We start from the raw sequence: 15883 nt of genomic DNA, 5'->3' as shown, positions 1-15883 counted from the left end.
GACCAGCACATCCGGGCCGACGCCCGCGGCGATCAGGCGATTGGCCAACTGATTGGCGCGGGCATCCAGCTCGGCGTAACTTAGGCGCACATCGCCGAACACCAGCGCCTCAGCGTCCGGGGTACGCGCCACCTGCGCCTCGATCAAGCGTTGCACCGGGGTATCCAGCGGGTACTCGGTGGCGGTGGCGTTCCAACCGCGCAGTGCCAGCTCGCGTTCTTCGGCGTCGAGCATCGGCAACTGATCGATACGCCCCTGCGGGTCGGCGATGATGCTGTGCAACAGGTGCAACCAGTGCTTGGCCAGCCGTTCGACGCTGGCCGCCTCGAACAGATCGGTGGCATAGATCAGCACCGCGCTGAAAGCATCACCGTGATCGTAGGTTTCCAGTGCAAGATCCAGCTGCGCGGTCTGGTTGTCCAGGTTCAGCGCCTCGACCTGCAGGCCAGGCAACTGCTGGGCGATCCGGCCAGTCCCGACGTGCTGGTGGTTGTACATGACCTGGAACAGCGGGTTGATGCTCAGGCTACGCTCGGGCTGCAAGGCCTCGACCAATTGCTCGAACGGCAGGTCCTGATGGGCCTGGGCGCCCAGGGCCATCAGCCGGACCTGTTCGAGCAACTGGTCAAAGCGCAGGCCCTGGCTAATCTCGGCACGCATCACCTGGGTGTTGACGAACAGGCCGATCAGGCCCTCGGTTTCCAGGCGGTTGCGGTTGGCGTTAGGGACCCCCACACGGATGTCGACCTGGCCACTGTAGCGGTGCAACAGCGCCTGGAACGACGCCAGCAGCAACATGAACGGCGTGGCCTCATGGGCTTGGGCCAGTTCTCGCAGCGCATACCCAAGCGTGCTGGGAAGCGCCACCTCCAGACGCGCACCCCGGTAGCTCTGGCGCGGCGGACGGGCGTGGTCGGTGGGCAGTTCCAGCACAGGCCGCTCGCGACCCAACGCCTGCATCCACCAGCCCAACTGACGCTCACGCTCACCCGACTCCATCCATTCGCGCTGCCAGTGCGCATAGTCGCCATACTGGATAGCCGGCGCCGGCAGTACCGGTTCGGTCCCCATCGCGAAGGACGCATACCCACCCAGCAGTTGCTCGACCAGCACACCCATCGACCAACCGTCGCTGATCAGGTGATGCAGCGACAGCAGCAACAGGTGGTCGTCATCTGCCATGCGCAGCAAGCGCACCCGCCACAGTGGGCCTGCGGTCAGGTTGAACGGTGTGCAAAGCTCAGTCGCCACGCTGGCCTGGACCTTGCGCTCACGCTCGGCGCTCGGCAACGGGCAATCCTCGACCTGCAACAGGGCGATGCCATCTTGATCGAAACGCTGGCGGACTTCGCCCTCGACCTCTTCCAGCCGAGTGCGCAGGCTAGCCTGTTGGCGGCCCAACCAGGCCACGCTTTCGGCCAATGCCGCGACGTCCAGCGCCCCGCGCAAACGCAGGGCCGCAGGAATGTTGTAGGCGCAGCCGTCAGGTTCGAGTTGCCAGAGGAACCACTGGCGCTGCTGGGCATACGACAGCGGCGTATCGCTGCCGTCGATGGCGGGCACGATTGGCAGTCGGGCAACCTCGATCCCCATCTGTTGCAGACGGGTGAACAATTGCCGGCGCTTGCCGCTGTCCAGCCCCCTGATCCGGCTGACCAGTTCCTCGGTGCGTGCGGCCCCCTGCTTAAGCATTGTGTTCCTCCAGTTCGTCGAGCACACCAAAGATCAGGTCGAGCTCTGCTTCACGGTCGTCGCTGACCGTCGTTGCCTGTATGTGGGTCGCCTGCGCACCCAGCGTGCGCAAGGCTTGAATGTCTTTGAGTTGCACATCGGCGCCGAACGCTGCACGCAGGCGCGATTGCAGCATCACCAGTTGCAGCGAATGACCGCCCAGCTCGAAGAAGTCGTCGTCCAGGCCAATGCGCTCGACGTGCAGCACCTCTTGCCAGATCGCCGCCAGGGCTACTTCCAGGTCGGTGACCGGGACGCGGTAGTGGCTACGCCCTGCCCCGGCTTCGGGGGTAGGCAGCGCGCGGCGTTCGAGCTTGCCGTTGGGGCTCAGGGGCATTTGTGCCAGCGCGACCCAGTGGGTCGGGATCATGTAGTCCGGCAGGCCAGCCTTGAGGCGGACCTTGAGGGTGTCGCGTAGCAACAGCGGGTCGGCATCGACTTCGCTCGGCACCACATAACCTACCAGTTGCAGGCTGCCGACCAATTCCACGGCCAGCACCACCGCTTCACGTACCTCGGGCTGCTCCATCAGCCGCGCCTCGATCTCACCCAGCTCGATACGCAGGCCGCGAATCTTCACCTGATAGTCGATACGCCCGGCGTACTCGATCACCCCGTCCGCGCGCTGACGAGCCAGGTCGCCAGTGCGGTACAGCCGCTCGCCATTGCCAAACGGGCTGGTGGCAAAGCGTTCGGCGGTCAATGCCGGGCGGCGGTGGTAACCGCGCGCCAGGCCTTCGCCGCCCAGGTACAGCTCACCGATTACCCCGACCGGCACCGGGTTCAGTTCGGCGTCCAGCACGTAAGTCGTAAGGTTGGCGATCGGCTGGCCAATAGGCACCGTGTCGGTGCCCTCCTCGCGGCAAGTCCAGTGGGTCACGTCGATGGCCGCTTCGGTCGGGCCATACAGGTTGTACAAACCGGCCTGCGGCAGCTTGGCGAAGACCTGCTGCTGCGCATCCACCGGCAACGCTTCACCGCTACAGACGATGCGCTTGAGGCCGGTGCAACTGCTCACCTGGGCATCCGTCAGGAACGCCTGCAACATCGACGGTACGAAGTGCAACGTGGTGACCTGATACTGGTGAATCAGCTCGACCAGCCGGGCCGGGTCGCGGTGGTCGCCCGGACCAGCAACGGCCAGACGTGCGCCGGTCATCAGCGGCCAGAAGAACTCCCACACCGACACGTCGAAGCTGAACGGGGTCTTTTGCAGCACCGTGTCGCTGGCATCCAACTGATAGGCCTGCTGCATCCAGCACAGCCGGTTGGTCAGCGCGCTGTGGCGGTTGCCTGCGCCTTTCGGCTTGCCGGTCGAGCCCGAGGTGTAGATCACGTAGGCCAGGTTTTCCGGGGCCACGGCGATGTTCGGGTTGTTGCTCGAATAGGCGCTCAGGTCCAGCGTGTCCAAAGCCAGGACCGTCAGCCCTTCAGGCATCGGCAGGCTCAGATGGCTCTGGGTCAGCAGCAGTTCAATGCCGCTGTCCTCGAACAGATAGGCCAGGCGCTCGCTCGGCAGCTCCGGGTCCATCGGGACATAAGCACCACCGGCCTTGAGGACTGCCAAGAGCCCAACCACCATCTCGACGCTGCGCTCGACGGCAATCCCGACCAGCACATCCGGGCCGACGCCCGCGGCGATCAGGCGATTGGCCAACTGATTGGCGCGGGCATCAAGCTCGGCGTAGCTCAGGCGCACTTGGCCGAACACCAGTGCCTCTGCATCCGGGGTACGCGCTACCTGCGCCTCGATCAGGCGTTGCACCGGGGTCGCCAGCGGGTACTCGGTGTCGGTGGCGTTGAAGCCTTCGAGCAGTTGCCGACGTTCATCGGCCGCCAGCAAGCCCAGGTTGCCCAGCAGCTGCGCGGCGTCGGCGCAGAAACCATCGAGCAACTGCACCAGATGGCGCGCCAGCATCGCCACCGCCGCATCGTCGAACTGGCCACGGTCGAAGCTCAGGTGCAACTCCAGCCCGCTGCCCTGCCCCACGGCCAGGGTGAGCGGATAGTGGGTGTGCTCACGCTGCTCCAGACCTTGGAAGCGCACCTCGCCACCGGCCTGACGCAGCGCATCGGCCACCGGGTAGTTGTCGAATACCACCAAGGTGTCGAACAGCGCATCGCCGCCCTGGCCATGCCAGCGCTGCACCTCGGCCAGCGGCGTGTATTCGTGCTCGCGCAGATCAAGGTTGAGTGTCTGTACCTGCTGCAACCACTCGGCCACAGTCTGGGTAGCGCCGGGGCTGGCGATCACCGGCAGGGTATTGATGAACAGGCCGATCTGACGCTCGATACCGGGCAGTTGCGCTGGGCGGCCTGCCATGGTGGCGCCGAAACACACGCAAGGCTGCCCGGTGTAACGCTGCAACAGCAGCAGCCAGGCGGCCTGGATCACGCTATTGAGGGTGACCTTGTGCCCACGCGCGAACGTATCCAGGCGTTGCAACGCCGTAGCCGACAGGCGTTGGTAGTGATCGCCGAAACCTTCGCCGCCAGCCGCCCGAGGCAGTGCCAGCGCCAACCGGGTGGGGCTGTCCAGCGCTGCCAGCCGGGCACGCCAGAAGGTCTCGCTGGCGGTGCTGCCCTTGGCCTGTAGCCAGCCGATGTAGTCACGCAGGCGCCCTGGGCCAGTATCGACCGTCTGGCCCTGGTAGCGTTGCAGCACCTCGCCCAGCAACTGGGCGTTGCTCCAGCCGTCCATGAGCACGTGATGGTGGGTATACACCAGCTGGCACAGCGTATCGCTCAGGCGCACCAGCACGACCCGCAACAGCCCAGGCTGGCGCAGGTCGAAGCCACGCTGGCGCTCCGCTTCGGCCAGTGCCTGGACGGCCGTCTCGGCGTCTTCGCGGTCGCGCCAGTCGAGGTAGGTGAACGGCAACTCGACCTGGCGCTGTACCGCCTGCAACGGCTGGGTCAGGGTAGCGTCCCAGATGAAGCCGCTGCGCAGGATATCGTGGGCATCCACGCTGGCCTGCCACGCCGCGCGCAAGCGCTCGGCCTCCACGCCTTCGACCTGCACGCTGAGCTGATTGATGTAGCTGCCGCTGTCAGGCGCGAGCAGGCTGTGGAACAGCATGCCCTGCTGCATCGGCGACAGGCCGTAGAGGTCCTCGACCTCGGCCAGCGGCAAGCCCAGGGCGTCGAGCCCGGCCTGGTCGATGCCGGCCAGCGGAAAGTCCGACGGCGTGGCCTGCGGCGCCGGCAACGCACAACAATGGGCAACCAGCGCATGCAGACGGCTGCGCACGCCTTCGAGCAGCCCGGCAATCGTCGCCTCTTGGTACATCTGCGTACTGAAACCGAACTGCAAGCTCAGCTCGCCGCCATACACCTGCCCTTCCACCGTCAGCCAGTTCGCCAGTGGCGCGTCGGCATCCTGGGCCGCGCCGCTGCGCTCGGTGGCCGGCTCCCACAGGGCGCGCTCGTCGAACTGCTGGTCGAACTGCCCCAGGTAGTTGAAGGTGATGCGTGGCGAGCGCTGCCCGGCCAGCGCCTGACGCTGCTCGACGCTGCCCAACTGGCGCAGCAGGCCGTGGCCCAGACCTTTGTGCGGCACGCCGCGCAATTGTTCCTTGATGGTCTTGAGCGCAGCGCCGGGTTCGGCGCAGGGCGTCAGGCGCACCGGGAACAGCGTGGTGAACCAGCCCACAGTGCGCGACAGGTCGATATCCTCGAACACCTCTTCGCGGCCATGGCCTTCGAGCTGCACCAGTACCTCGGCTTGGCCGCTCCAGTCGGCCACGGCCTGGGCCAGGGCCGTCAGCAGCAGGTCGTTGACCTGGGTGCGGTAGGCCGCTGGCGCCTGTTGCAGCAACTGGCGGGTGAAGGCCGCATCGAAACGGGTTTGCAATGTGCAGGCATGGCGGTTGCTAGCCTGGCCTTCGGGATTGTCGCAAGGCAACTCGCCAGCCACGGTCTGTGCGCACCAGTAATCGAGTTCTTCTGCGTGACGCTCGGCCAGCGCCGGCAGGCGCGCGGTCCAGGCCTGCCAGGCGCTGGTCTTGGCCGGCAAAGGCTGCTGCTGGTAGGCCTGCTGCAGGTCTTCGAGCAGCACCCGCCAGGACACGCCATCGACCACCAGATGATGGATCACCAACAGCAGGCGCTGGCTGCCATCCGCCAGTTGCGCCAGCACCGCACGCAGCAACGGGCCCGCCGTCAGGTCCAGGCTGCACTGGGCCGCCTGGCACAGCTCGGCCAGCGCTTCGGCGCTCGCCACGGCATGCTCGCTGAACACCTGTTGAGCATCAGCATGCCAGGCCTGCCATTGGCCCTGGTGCTGGCTGAAGTGCAGGCGCAGGGCATCGTGCTGGCGCAGCAGTTGCGCCAGCGCAGCGCCCAGGCGTTCGCCATCCAGAGGCTGGCGCGGGGTCAGCAGCAGCGACTGGTTCCAGTGGCTACGCACCGGCATGGCCTGCTCGAAGAACTGCAACTGGATCGCGCTGAGCTGCGCCTGGCCCTGTACTTGCCCCTGTTCGGCCTGCACCGCCAGCGCATGCCCGGCCGCCGCGGCGAGGCTGCGCACGGTCTGGTACCGGAACAGGTCGCGCGGGCTGAACTGCAAGCCCTCGCGGCGCGCGCGGCTGACCACCTGGATGGCGATGATCGAGTCACCGCCCAGCTCGAAGAAGTTATCGTCGATACCGACCTGGGCCAACCCCAATACCTCGGCCCAGACCTGCGCCAGCAGGCGCTGGTGGTCATCGAGCGGCGCTGCATACGCTTCGCGCGGCGCGGCCTCGGGCTGCGGCAGGGCCTTGCGGTCGAGCTTGCCGTTAGGCGTCAGCGGCAGGCTGGGTAATGCAATCAGGTGGGTCGGCAGCATGAACTCAGGCAGCGCCTGTAGCAGCCAGTCCTTGAGCGCCTGCTGCCAACCCTCGCCCTGTTGCGTGAGCACCAGGTAGCCCACCAGTCGCTTGCCATCGAGCGCCAGCACCACCGCCTCACGCACGCTCGGGTGCTGGGCCAGGCGCGCTTCGATCTCGCCCAGCTCGATGCGCAGGCCACGAATTTTCACCTGATGGTCGAAGCGCCCAAGGTATTCGATGACCCCATCGACACGCTGGCGCACGCGGTCGCCAGTGCGGTACAGGCGTTCACCCGCGCTGAACGGGTCAGCGACGAAACGCTCGGCAGTCAAGCCGGGGCGACGGTGGTAGCCACGGGCCAGGCCAATACCGCCCAGGTACAACTCGCCAGAGACCCCAGGCGCGACCGGCTCAAGCCCTGCGTCGAGCACGTAGGTGCGCAGGTTGGCGATGGGCTGGCCAATCGGCACGCTGTCGCGGCCTTCGTCGCGGCAGGTCCAGTGGGTGACGTCGATGGCCGCCTCGGTGGGGCCGTACAAGTTGTACAGGCCGGCAGCTGGCAGCCGGGCGAACACGTGCTGCTGGGCGTCCACCGGCAGCGCCTCGCCGCTGCACACCACCCGGCGCAGGCTGCTGCAAGCTTCGACGCCCGGCTCATGGATAAAGGCCTGGAGCATCGACGGCACGAAATGCAGGGTGCTCACCTGATAGCGCTGGATGCTCGCGATCAGCCGCGCCGGCTCACGGTGCTCGCCGGGTGCGGCCACCGCCAGGCGCGCGCCACTGATCAGCGGCCAGAAGAACTCCCACACCGACACATCGAAGCTGAACGGGGTCTTCTGCAACACGGTGTCGCTGGCATCGAGCTGATAGGCCTGCTGCATCCAGCACAGGCGGTTGGTCAATGCGCGGTGGCTGTTGCCAGCCCCCTTGGGGCGCCCGGTGGAGCCAGAGGTGTAGATCACGTAGGCCAGTTGCGCCGGATCCACCGCCAGCGCCAGCGGCGTGGTGGGCTGCGCGTCCAGGTCCAGGGTATCGAGGGCGACGCAGCGCACCTGGTCCGGTAGTGGCAGGCTGGCCAGCAGCGCCTGTTGCGTCAGCAGCAGGTCGATGCCGCTGTCCTCGACCATATAGGCCAGGCGCTCGGCCGGGTACTCCGGGTCCAGCGGCACATAGGCGGCGCCGGCTTTGAGGATGCCGAGCAGGCCAACGACCATCTCTACGCTGCGTTGCACGCTGATACCCACCAACTGGTCATTGCCGACGCCCTGGGCCCGAAGGTAATGGGCCAGGCGGTTGGCCTGGGACTCCAGCTCGGCGTAGCTCAGGCGCTGGTCGCCAAACACCAGCGCCTCGGCGTCGGGGGTGCGCCGGGCCTGATCTTCGATCAACTGGTGCACGGCGCGCTGCAACGGGTAGTCGGTGGCGGTAGCGTTCCAGTCGTGCAGGACACGCTGCAAGGTGCCGTCATCGAGCATCGGCAGTTGCCACAAAGCACGCTGCGGCTGCTGTACCAGCGCGGCCAGCAAGGTTTGCCAGTGAGCGGCCATGCGCTCGATGGTGGCAGCGTCGAACAGGTCGCTGGCATAGGTGAAGGCCGCACGCAGCACGCCGCCCTTTTCATAGGTGTCCAGGCTCAGGTCGAACTGGGTGGTGCGGCTGCGCCAGTCCAGGGACGACAACTCCAGGCCCGAGGCCAGGGTCACGGCGGTCAGGTCGGTCACTTCGGGCTGGTGGTTGTACATCACCTGGAACAGCGGCGCGTGGGCCAGGCTGCGCTCGACCTTGAGCGCATCGACCAGGCGCTCGAACGGCAGATCCTGATGGGCCTGGGCGCCGAGCACGGTCTGGCGTACGGCTTGCAGGTAGGCTAGGCCATCCTGATGCGTATCCGGCTGCACGCGCAGCACCTGGGTGTTGACGAACAAGCCGATCAGGCCTTCGACCTCGCTGCGGTTGCGATTGGCCACGGGGCTGCCGATGCGCAGGTCGGCCTGGCCGGTGTGACGCTGCAACAGCAGGCCGAAACCACCCAGCAGGAGCATGAACAGGGTCAACTCGTGCTGACGGGCAAACCCGCGCAGTTGCTCGGCCAGCACTGTGTCCACGGCAAATTCCAGGCGCCTGCCACGAAAGCTCGGGGTCGCCGGGCGCGGATGGTCCAGCGGCAGTTCCAGCACTGGCTGCTCATCGCCCAAGGTGGCTTGCCAGTAGGCGAGCTGACGCTCCAGCTCGCCCGCCTCCAGCCAGCGGCGCTGCCACAGGGCGTAGTCGACATACTGGATCGGCAGGGCCGGCAACTGCGGCAGCTGGCCTGCGGCGAACGCGTCATAGCAGCGGCTGAACTCGTCGATCAGCACGTTCATCGACCAACCGTCGGAAACGATATGGTGCAGGGTCAGCAGCAACACATGCTCCTGCTCGGCCAGCTTGAGCAAACGGATGCGCAGCAGCGGGCCGTGCTCCAGGTCGAACGGACGCAGCGACTCGGCCTCGACTTCGGCGCGCACCTGCGCTTCACGCTCACTGGCTGGCAGGTCGCGCAGGTCAACCCGCTGCACCTGCGGCGGCGCCGGGCGATGCACCTGGGCCAGACGCTGGTCGTCCTGCTGCTGGAACACGCAGGCCAACGCCTGATGGCGCTCGATCAGACGGGCGAATGCCTGTTCCAACGCGGCGTCGTCCAACGCGCCCTTGAGTCGCACCGCTCCGGGCAGGTTGTAGGCCGCGCCCTGCGGGTCGAGCTGCCAGAGCACCCACATGCGCTGCTGGGCGAAGGATGGCGCCAAGCGGTCGTCGGCCACTACCCCGGCAGGGATCGGGAACTGGGAAAAGTCGATGCCCTCCCTGGCCAGGCTTTCAAGGAACACGCGGCGCTTTTCCAGCGGCAGTTCGATGAAACGGCGGGCCAGTTGCAGGGACTTTTCGGCATTCATCAGGTTGCTTCCGTACAGGTGGGGTACCACGGGCAGTGCCCGGCTATCCCTACGAAACGGATACAACCTGAAAAAAGTTAATGGCTCGCGCCGCAGCCAGACCGGCGCCGGGCGAGCCTTGAAACATTTTCTTTCATTTGACCTGACAGGTTTCTCATTCTCATCCGTCCTATTAAGTGCAGCCTTCACGGTTGAGCCGCGCCTCGACCGCACTTTTCATGCAGAAGACCGACCGATGGCCCGACACGCGAAAAAGAAATCCAACTCAAAACTGTGGTTCCTGGTACACAGCTGGCTCGCCCTGCCGATCTGGTTCTTCGTCCTGATCGTATGCTTCACCGGCATGCTCGCGGTGGTCAGCCAGGAAATCGTCTGGCTGGCCAACCCGGACGTGCGTGCCAGCCAGCCCGACGACGCCCATGCCGAGCGCCTGAGCTTCCAGCAGGTGCTCGACGCCATGCACAAGGCTAAGCCGGAGTTGGCCGTGAAGTTTCTCAGCCAGCCCGACGGCTCGCACTTTGCCCTGAACGCCTCGGTGACGCGCCCCGATGGCACCACCGCGCTGCTCTACGTAAACCCCTACACCGGCGCGATCCAGGGCCAGCGCCCGGACTTCGACTTCGAAGCCTTCACCCGCGCCCTGCATGGCTGGTGGCTGGTGCCGTTCACCCAGGGCTACAGCTGGGGCTGGTACTTGGTGTCGCTGCTCGGACTACCGATGCTGGCTTCGCTGGTGACTGGACTTGTGGTGTACAAGAAATTCTGGCGCGGGTTCTTCAAGCCGGTGCGCACCGGGCACGGCGCACGGATCTTCTGGGGTGACCTGCACCGCCTGGCCGGGGTGTGGTCGATCTGGTTCATCGCGGTGATCTCGATCACCGGCACCTGGTTCCTGATCCAGGCGATCCTGGGCGATAACCATGTGACCATTTCCAGCGAGCCGATCGTGCCGGTGATCGCCCGCGAGCAGGTGCCACAAACGCCCGACGGCAGCCCGGCGCCGCGCATCGACCTGGACGAGGCCGCACGGATCGCCACCCAGACCATCCCAGGCCTGGACATCAGCTTCATTTCGCTACCGGCCACCGCCTACAGCCACATCAGCATGGGCGGGCGCGGCTGGTATCCGCTGATGTTCCAGACCGCCGAGGTCAATCCCTACACGCGCAACGTCGATAGTCAGTTCCTGCTGGGCGACCGCTCCCCCCTGGAGTTCGTCACCGAGTCGATGCGCCCGCTGCACACCGGCGACTTCGGCGGCCTGGCGATCAAGCTGATCTGGTTCTTCTTCGGCCTGGTGCTGACGCTGATGGTGCTCAGCGGCCTGTTGATCTGGACCAAGCGCACTGCCCAGGCCACCGCCGCCGCCCTCAAGCGCAGCGAGCGCCCGGCGCGGGTGAAGCCGCACCGTGAAACCACCGTGGAGGCCCAGCCATGAGCCAGGCGAATACCCTGCCGCAAGGCGGCCTCAAGCAGTGGTGGCTGAAATGGCGCTTCCACCTGAACATCCTGCTGATCCTCATCCCGCTCGGATTCATGCCCAAGTACTTCGCCGACGCCAGCCTGTTCCGAGGCGACAGTGGCCTGGGCGCCAACATCGTCAAGGACATTCAGGTCGGGCGCTGGCACCTGGATCTGGCCGAGCTGCGCGACGAGCCACCGCGCGCCGACGGCCCGGCGGGCGACTTCAAGACCTTCAACGCCGCCCTGTGCGCCACCTGCACCGAAGGCGTCAAGGCCATCTACCTGCGCATCGGCAAGCCACGCAGCCTGCGCGCCGCCGGCACGATCTTCTTCGGTGCGCCGGCACGCATGGTCACCAACCTGCCAATCCCTCCGCGCACCCGCCCGGATGCCGACATCTGGATCACCGTCGAGGGCTGGGACGGCAAGCTGTATCAAGCCTCGGTGCCACTGGCCAAGGCATCCCCGACCACTGCGGCTTGGCTCGAGAAACAAGGAGGCAACAAATGAAACACCTGATGCGCAGGCTCGCCCTGCCCCTGACGCTGCTGGCCGCGACCCCGGTGCTGGCCCACAACCCGATGTGCGATTGCACCGAAAGCGGCGATCAGATCACCTGCAAGGGCGGCTTCTCCGACGGCAGCGGCGCACCGGGGGTGACCTTGGATGTGATCGGCTATGACGAGCAGGTGCTGATGGCCAGCAAGCTGGGCGATGACTCCACGTTCACCTTCAAGCGCCCGGACGGCGAGTTCTACGTGTTGTTCGATGCAGGCCCAGGCCACGTCGTCGAAGTGGATCATGCCGACATCGGTGCGCCATGAGCCGCGCACAGATCGTGCGCCCGGCCGGTGCCGGGCATGAAACCCTCTATGTGCTGCTGAGCGCCCTGCTGATCGTGGTGCTGGCGGCAAGCGTGGTCGCGCTGCGCGGTGAGCGCGAGGACGAACAGTCCGTCGAAGCCCACCAGCTCGACGCCCGGCGCGACCTCAACGCCGCCGAGCAGGGCATCCATACCGACCTGTGGGTGGCGGCGGACGAGGTCCGCGTACTGCGCGAAGAAAGCGGCGCCATGCCCTCCGCCGAGGCCCTGGCCGAGGACGGCCTACCACCCTTCGTGAACGACGCCAGCAGCCAGGCCCGTGGCCGCCACCAATGGTCGCAACTGGGCGGCAATGCCTACCTGGGACGCAGCCGGGACGTCGGCATCGCCGGCAGCTTCCTGCTGATCGTGCCCCAGGCCGCCGACGCCCAGCCCGATGTCTGGCTGCGCCGCGACAGCGCTGCGCTCGCGCCCGACGCCCTCGACGCGAATACCCTGATCGCCGCCGGCTGGCAGCAGATCGCCACCCATTTCGATGCCGGGGTTACCCGCCAGCACCGTCACTGACTTCAAGGACCCGCCCATGCTCCGCTTCGCCCGCACCCTGGCGCTGCTGTTGGCCGCCACCCTGCCCGCCCTGGGTTTCGCCGACAACGGCAAGCCACTGCGCATCGGCATCACCCTGCACCCCTACTACAGCTACGTGAGCAACATCGTCGGCGACAAGGCCGAGGTGGTGCCGCTGATCCCGGCAGGCTTCAACCCCCACGCCTACGAACCGCGCGCCGAGGACATCAAGCGCATCGGCACACTGGACGTGATCGTGCTCAACGGCGTGGGCCACGACGACTTCGCCGACCGCATGATCGCCGCCAGCGAAAAACCTGATATCAAGACCATCGAATCGAACAGCAATGTCCCCCTACTGGCCGCCACCGGCATCGCTGCGCGCGGCGCCGGCAAGGTGGTCAATCCGCACACCTTCCTGTCGATCAGCGCCACCATCGCCCAGGTCAACAACATCGCCCGCGAGCTGGGCAAGCTCGACCCGGATAACGCCAAGTTCTACCAAACCAATGCCCGTGCCTACGCCAAACGCCTGCGTGCCCTGCGCGCCGAGGCCCTGGCCCAGGTCACCGAAGCCCCCGGCACGACCTTGCGCGTGGCCACCATCCACGCCGCCTACGACTACCTGGTACGTGACTTCGGCCTGGAAGTGACCGCCGTGGTGGAGCCGGCCCACGGCATCGAACCCAGCCCTGCGCAGTTGAAAAAGACCATCGACCAGCTCAAGGCACTGGATGTGAAGGTGATCTTCTCGGAAATGGACTTCCCCTCGGCGTATGTCCAGACCATCCAGCGCGAATCGGGGGTGCGTCTGTATCCGCTGACGCATATCTCCTACGGCGAATACACCCAGGACAAGTACGAGGTGGAAATGAAGCGCAACCTCGACACCGTGGTGCGGGCCATCCAGGAGAACCGCGCGTGACCGCCGCAGCCCACCTGAGCGCCGCCTACGGCCCACGCATCGCGTTCGAGGGCATCGACCTGACCCTGGGCCGCACGCGCATCCTCGAGAACGTACGCTTCGAGGTCGCCCCCGGCAGCGTGCATGCGATCGTCGGGCCCAACGGTGGTGGCAAAAGTTCGCTGATCAAGACCCTGCTTGGGCAGATGCCACACCAGGGCCAACTGACACTGCACTGGCCCGGCGCGCGCGAAGTGATTGGCTACGTACCCCAGGCGTTGGAATTCGACCGTGGCCTGCCGATGACCGTGGACGACTTCATGGCCGCCATGTGCCAGCGGCGCCCGGCGTTTCTCGGCCTGTCGCGGCGGGTACGCCCGGACATCGACGCGGCCTTGGCCCGGGTCGGCATGCTCGAAAAGCGCAAGCGCCGCATGGGCGCGCTGTCTGGCGGTGAACGCCAGCGCGTGCTGCTGGCCCAGGGGCTGATCCCCGAGCCGCAATTGCTGGTGCTGGACGAGCCGATGTCGGCCCTCGACGAAGCGGGCATCCAGGTGTTCGAGCAACTGCTGCACGGCTGGCGCCTGGCCGGCACCACGGTGCTGTGGATCGAGCACGACCTGGAAGCGGTGCTGCGCCTGGCCGACCGGGTCACCGGCCTGAACCGCCAGGTGCTGTTCGATGCCCCGCCCGCCCAGGCCCTGACCCCCGAGCGCCTGCTCGGGCTGTTTTCCGTCCACCCACGCAGCGAGAGCCTTGCCTGATGAATTACGACGCTTTCCGCGAGATGCTCCAGCAGTGGGCCAGCGCAGGTTACCTGCCCGAGGCGCTGGCCTACGGGTTCGTGGTCAATGCCCTGCTCGCCGGGTTGATGATCGGCCCGGTGCTGGGTGGGCTCGGCACGCTGGTGGTGGTCAAGCGCTTTGCCTTCTTTTCCGAGGCGGTCGGCCACGCCGCGCTGACCGGCGTGGCCATTGGCATCCTGCTCGGTGAACCGTACACCGGCCCCTACGGCAGCCTGTTCGGCTACTGCCTGCTGTTCGGCATCCTGCTCAATTTTCTGCGCAACCGCACCGGGCTTTCGCCGGATACGCTGATCGGGGTGTTCCTCTCGGTGTCCCTGGCGCTGGGCGCCAGCCTGCTGCTGATGCTGGCCGGCAAGATCAACGTGCACATTCTGGAGAACGTGCTGTTCGGCTCGGTGCTGACGGTCAGCGGCCAGGACCTTATGGTGCTGGGGATCGTCGCGACGCTGGTACTGGCGCTGGCCGTGCCACTGTACAACCGCATCATGCTGGCCAGTTTCAACCCGCAACTGGCGGCAGTGCGCGGGGTGGCGGTGAAAACCCTGGACTACTTGTTCGTCGTGCTGGTGACCCTGGTGACGGTGGCCGCAGTGAAGGTGATCGGGGCGATTCTGGTCGGCGCCCTGCTGGTGATCCCCGCTGCCGCCGCGCGCCTGGTAAGCCAGTCGCTCAAGGGGTTTTTCTTCGTGTCGGTGCTGATCGCCACCCTGAGCACCCTGCTCGGCATCCTGCTGCCGATCGTCCTCGACCTACCGGTGCCCTCGGGCGCGGCGATCATCCTGGTCGCCGGGATCTGCTTCGCCCTCGCCGCCCTGGCCCGCGCCCTCGTTCCACGCCTGCAAGGAAACCCGGCATGACCCCGATGCTCAAACGCCTCACCCTCGCCGTCGCCCTGGCCGGCCTGCCGGCCCTAAGCCTGGCCGCGCAGCCCGCTGCCAAGCCCGCCAACGTCCAGGTCCTGACTACCCTGCCACTGACCCACAGCCTCGCGGCCGCGCTGCTACAAGGCACCGCGGTGCAACTGACCCGCGCGGCACCGGCCGAGTTGCCGGCCAGTCGCCAGCCGTCGTACTTCAGCGGACGCGGTGGGCCCAGCCTGCACAAGGCCGCGCTCAAGGCCGACGCGGTGATTGGCGTGCGCTCGATCTGGCGCGACGACCCGCTCTACCCCATGGCCCGACGCAGCAATATACGCATTGTCGAGATCGACGCCGCGCGCCCGGTGGACGGCGCCCTGCCCGGTATCGCGGTCACCGGTGACGAGGCGTTCGGTGCCTACCCGTGGCTCAACCCGACCAATCTGGGGCGCATGGCCGATGTGCTGGCCAACGACCTGGAACGCCTGTCGCCTGCGGAAAAACCCAAGATCCAGGCCAACCTTGCCGCCCTCAAACGGCAGATGCTGGAGCTGACCGCCAGCAGCCAGGCACGCTTGGCCGAGGTGGACAACCTCAGCGTGGTCAGCTTGTCCGAACGCCTGGGGTATCTGGCCAGCGGGTTGAACCTGGATCTGGTCGAACAGCCCCTGCCAGCCGACGACAAGTGGGACGACGCGGCGCTCAAGGCGCTGACCGACAACCTCAAGCAGCAGGATGTGGCGTTGGTGCTGCATCACCGCCAGCCCGACCCGAAGGTAGCCGCAGCCATCCAGGCCAGCGGCGCCAGGTTGCTGGTGGTCGACGCCGATGCTCAGGATGCCGTGGCCGGGCTCAAGGCCAGCGTCGAACAGGTAGTCGAAGCGTTGGCGAAGGGCTGATCGCAACCCCTTGTAGTAACGGTCTTGCTCAGTAATTGAAAACTGGCGCGCCCCCTGTGGGAGCGGCTTTAGCCGCGAACACCGG

At 66.4% G+C, this 15883-nt stretch carries 9 protein-coding genes and 1 pseudogene; 8 read left to right on the top strand and 2 right to left on the bottom strand.

Annotated elements, in window-relative coordinates:
* Positions 1-1692, bottom strand: a 1692-nt coding sequence (locus tag ACNFIC_RS15820) for a condensation domain-containing protein (protein WP_416781372.1), incomplete at its 3' end; no start/stop codon positions are given.
* Positions 1693-1765: 73 nt separating this feature from the next.
* Positions 1766-9478: pseudogene (locus ACNFIC_RS15815) on the bottom strand (amino acid adenylation domain-containing protein); the annotation flags it as partial.
* Between the two features lie 235 nt (positions 9479-9713).
* Here ACNFIC_RS15815 and ACNFIC_RS15810 point away from each other — a divergent pair.
* The 8 genes from ACNFIC_RS15810 to ACNFIC_RS15775 are packed head-to-tail and all read left to right on the top strand — an operon-like array spanning position 9714 to position 15798.
* The gene (locus ACNFIC_RS15810; protein WP_416781371.1) at positions 9714-10916 is read left to right on the top strand and encodes a PepSY-associated TM helix domain-containing protein; all 1203 of its coding nucleotides are present in this window, start codon (positions 9714-9716) and stop codon (positions 10914-10916) included.
* Positions 10913-11452 (top strand): thiamine pyrophosphate-binding protein, encoded by a 540-nt coding sequence (locus ACNFIC_RS15805; protein WP_416781370.1) that lies wholly within the window; start codon positions 10913-10915, stop codon positions 11450-11452. The genes ACNFIC_RS15810 and ACNFIC_RS15805 overlap by 4 nt, the downstream gene beginning before the upstream one ends.
* Complete coding sequence (locus ACNFIC_RS15800) at positions 11449-11766, top strand: hypothetical protein (protein WP_416781369.1); 318 nt, start codon at positions 11449-11451, stop codon at positions 11764-11766. The genes ACNFIC_RS15805 and ACNFIC_RS15800 overlap by 4 nt, the downstream gene beginning before the upstream one ends.
* Entirely contained in the window at positions 11763-12332 is a 570-nt protein-coding gene (locus tag ACNFIC_RS15795; protein WP_138221861.1) for a DUF6162 family protein, read from the top strand. Before ACNFIC_RS15800 ends, ACNFIC_RS15795 begins: the two co-directional genes overlap by 4 nt.
* Before the next feature lie 16 nt (positions 12333-12348).
* Complete coding sequence (locus tag ACNFIC_RS15790) at positions 12349-13257, top strand: metal ABC transporter substrate-binding protein (protein ID WP_138221862.1); 909 nt, start codon at positions 12349-12351, stop codon at positions 13255-13257.
* Positions 13254-14000, top strand: coding sequence for a metal ABC transporter ATP-binding protein (locus tag ACNFIC_RS15785; RefSeq protein ID WP_416781368.1), 747 nt, complete (start codon positions 13254-13256; stop codon positions 13998-14000). The genes ACNFIC_RS15790 and ACNFIC_RS15785 overlap by 4 nt, the downstream gene beginning before the upstream one ends.
* Complete coding sequence (locus tag ACNFIC_RS15780) at positions 14000-14899, top strand: metal ABC transporter permease (RefSeq protein WP_138221864.1); 900 nt, start codon at positions 14000-14002, stop codon at positions 14897-14899. The genes ACNFIC_RS15785 and ACNFIC_RS15780 overlap by 1 nt, the downstream gene beginning before the upstream one ends.
* A gap of 5 nt (positions 14900-14904) precedes the next feature.
* On the top strand, positions 14905-15798 hold the full coding sequence (locus ACNFIC_RS15775; RefSeq protein WP_416781382.1) for a metal ABC transporter substrate-binding protein: 894 nt from the start codon (positions 14905-14907) through the stop codon (positions 15796-15798).
* The last annotated feature ends 85 nt before the right edge of the window (positions 15799-15883 follow it).

The sequence above is a fragment of the Pseudomonas sp. NY15463 genome (assembly GCF_048068415.1).
Taxonomy (GTDB): domain Bacteria; phylum Pseudomonadota; class Gammaproteobacteria; order Pseudomonadales; family Pseudomonadaceae; genus Aquipseudomonas; species Aquipseudomonas mosselii_C.
Note: the sequence above shows the minus strand (reverse complement) of the source record. Positions and strands in the feature narration are given on the sequence as shown.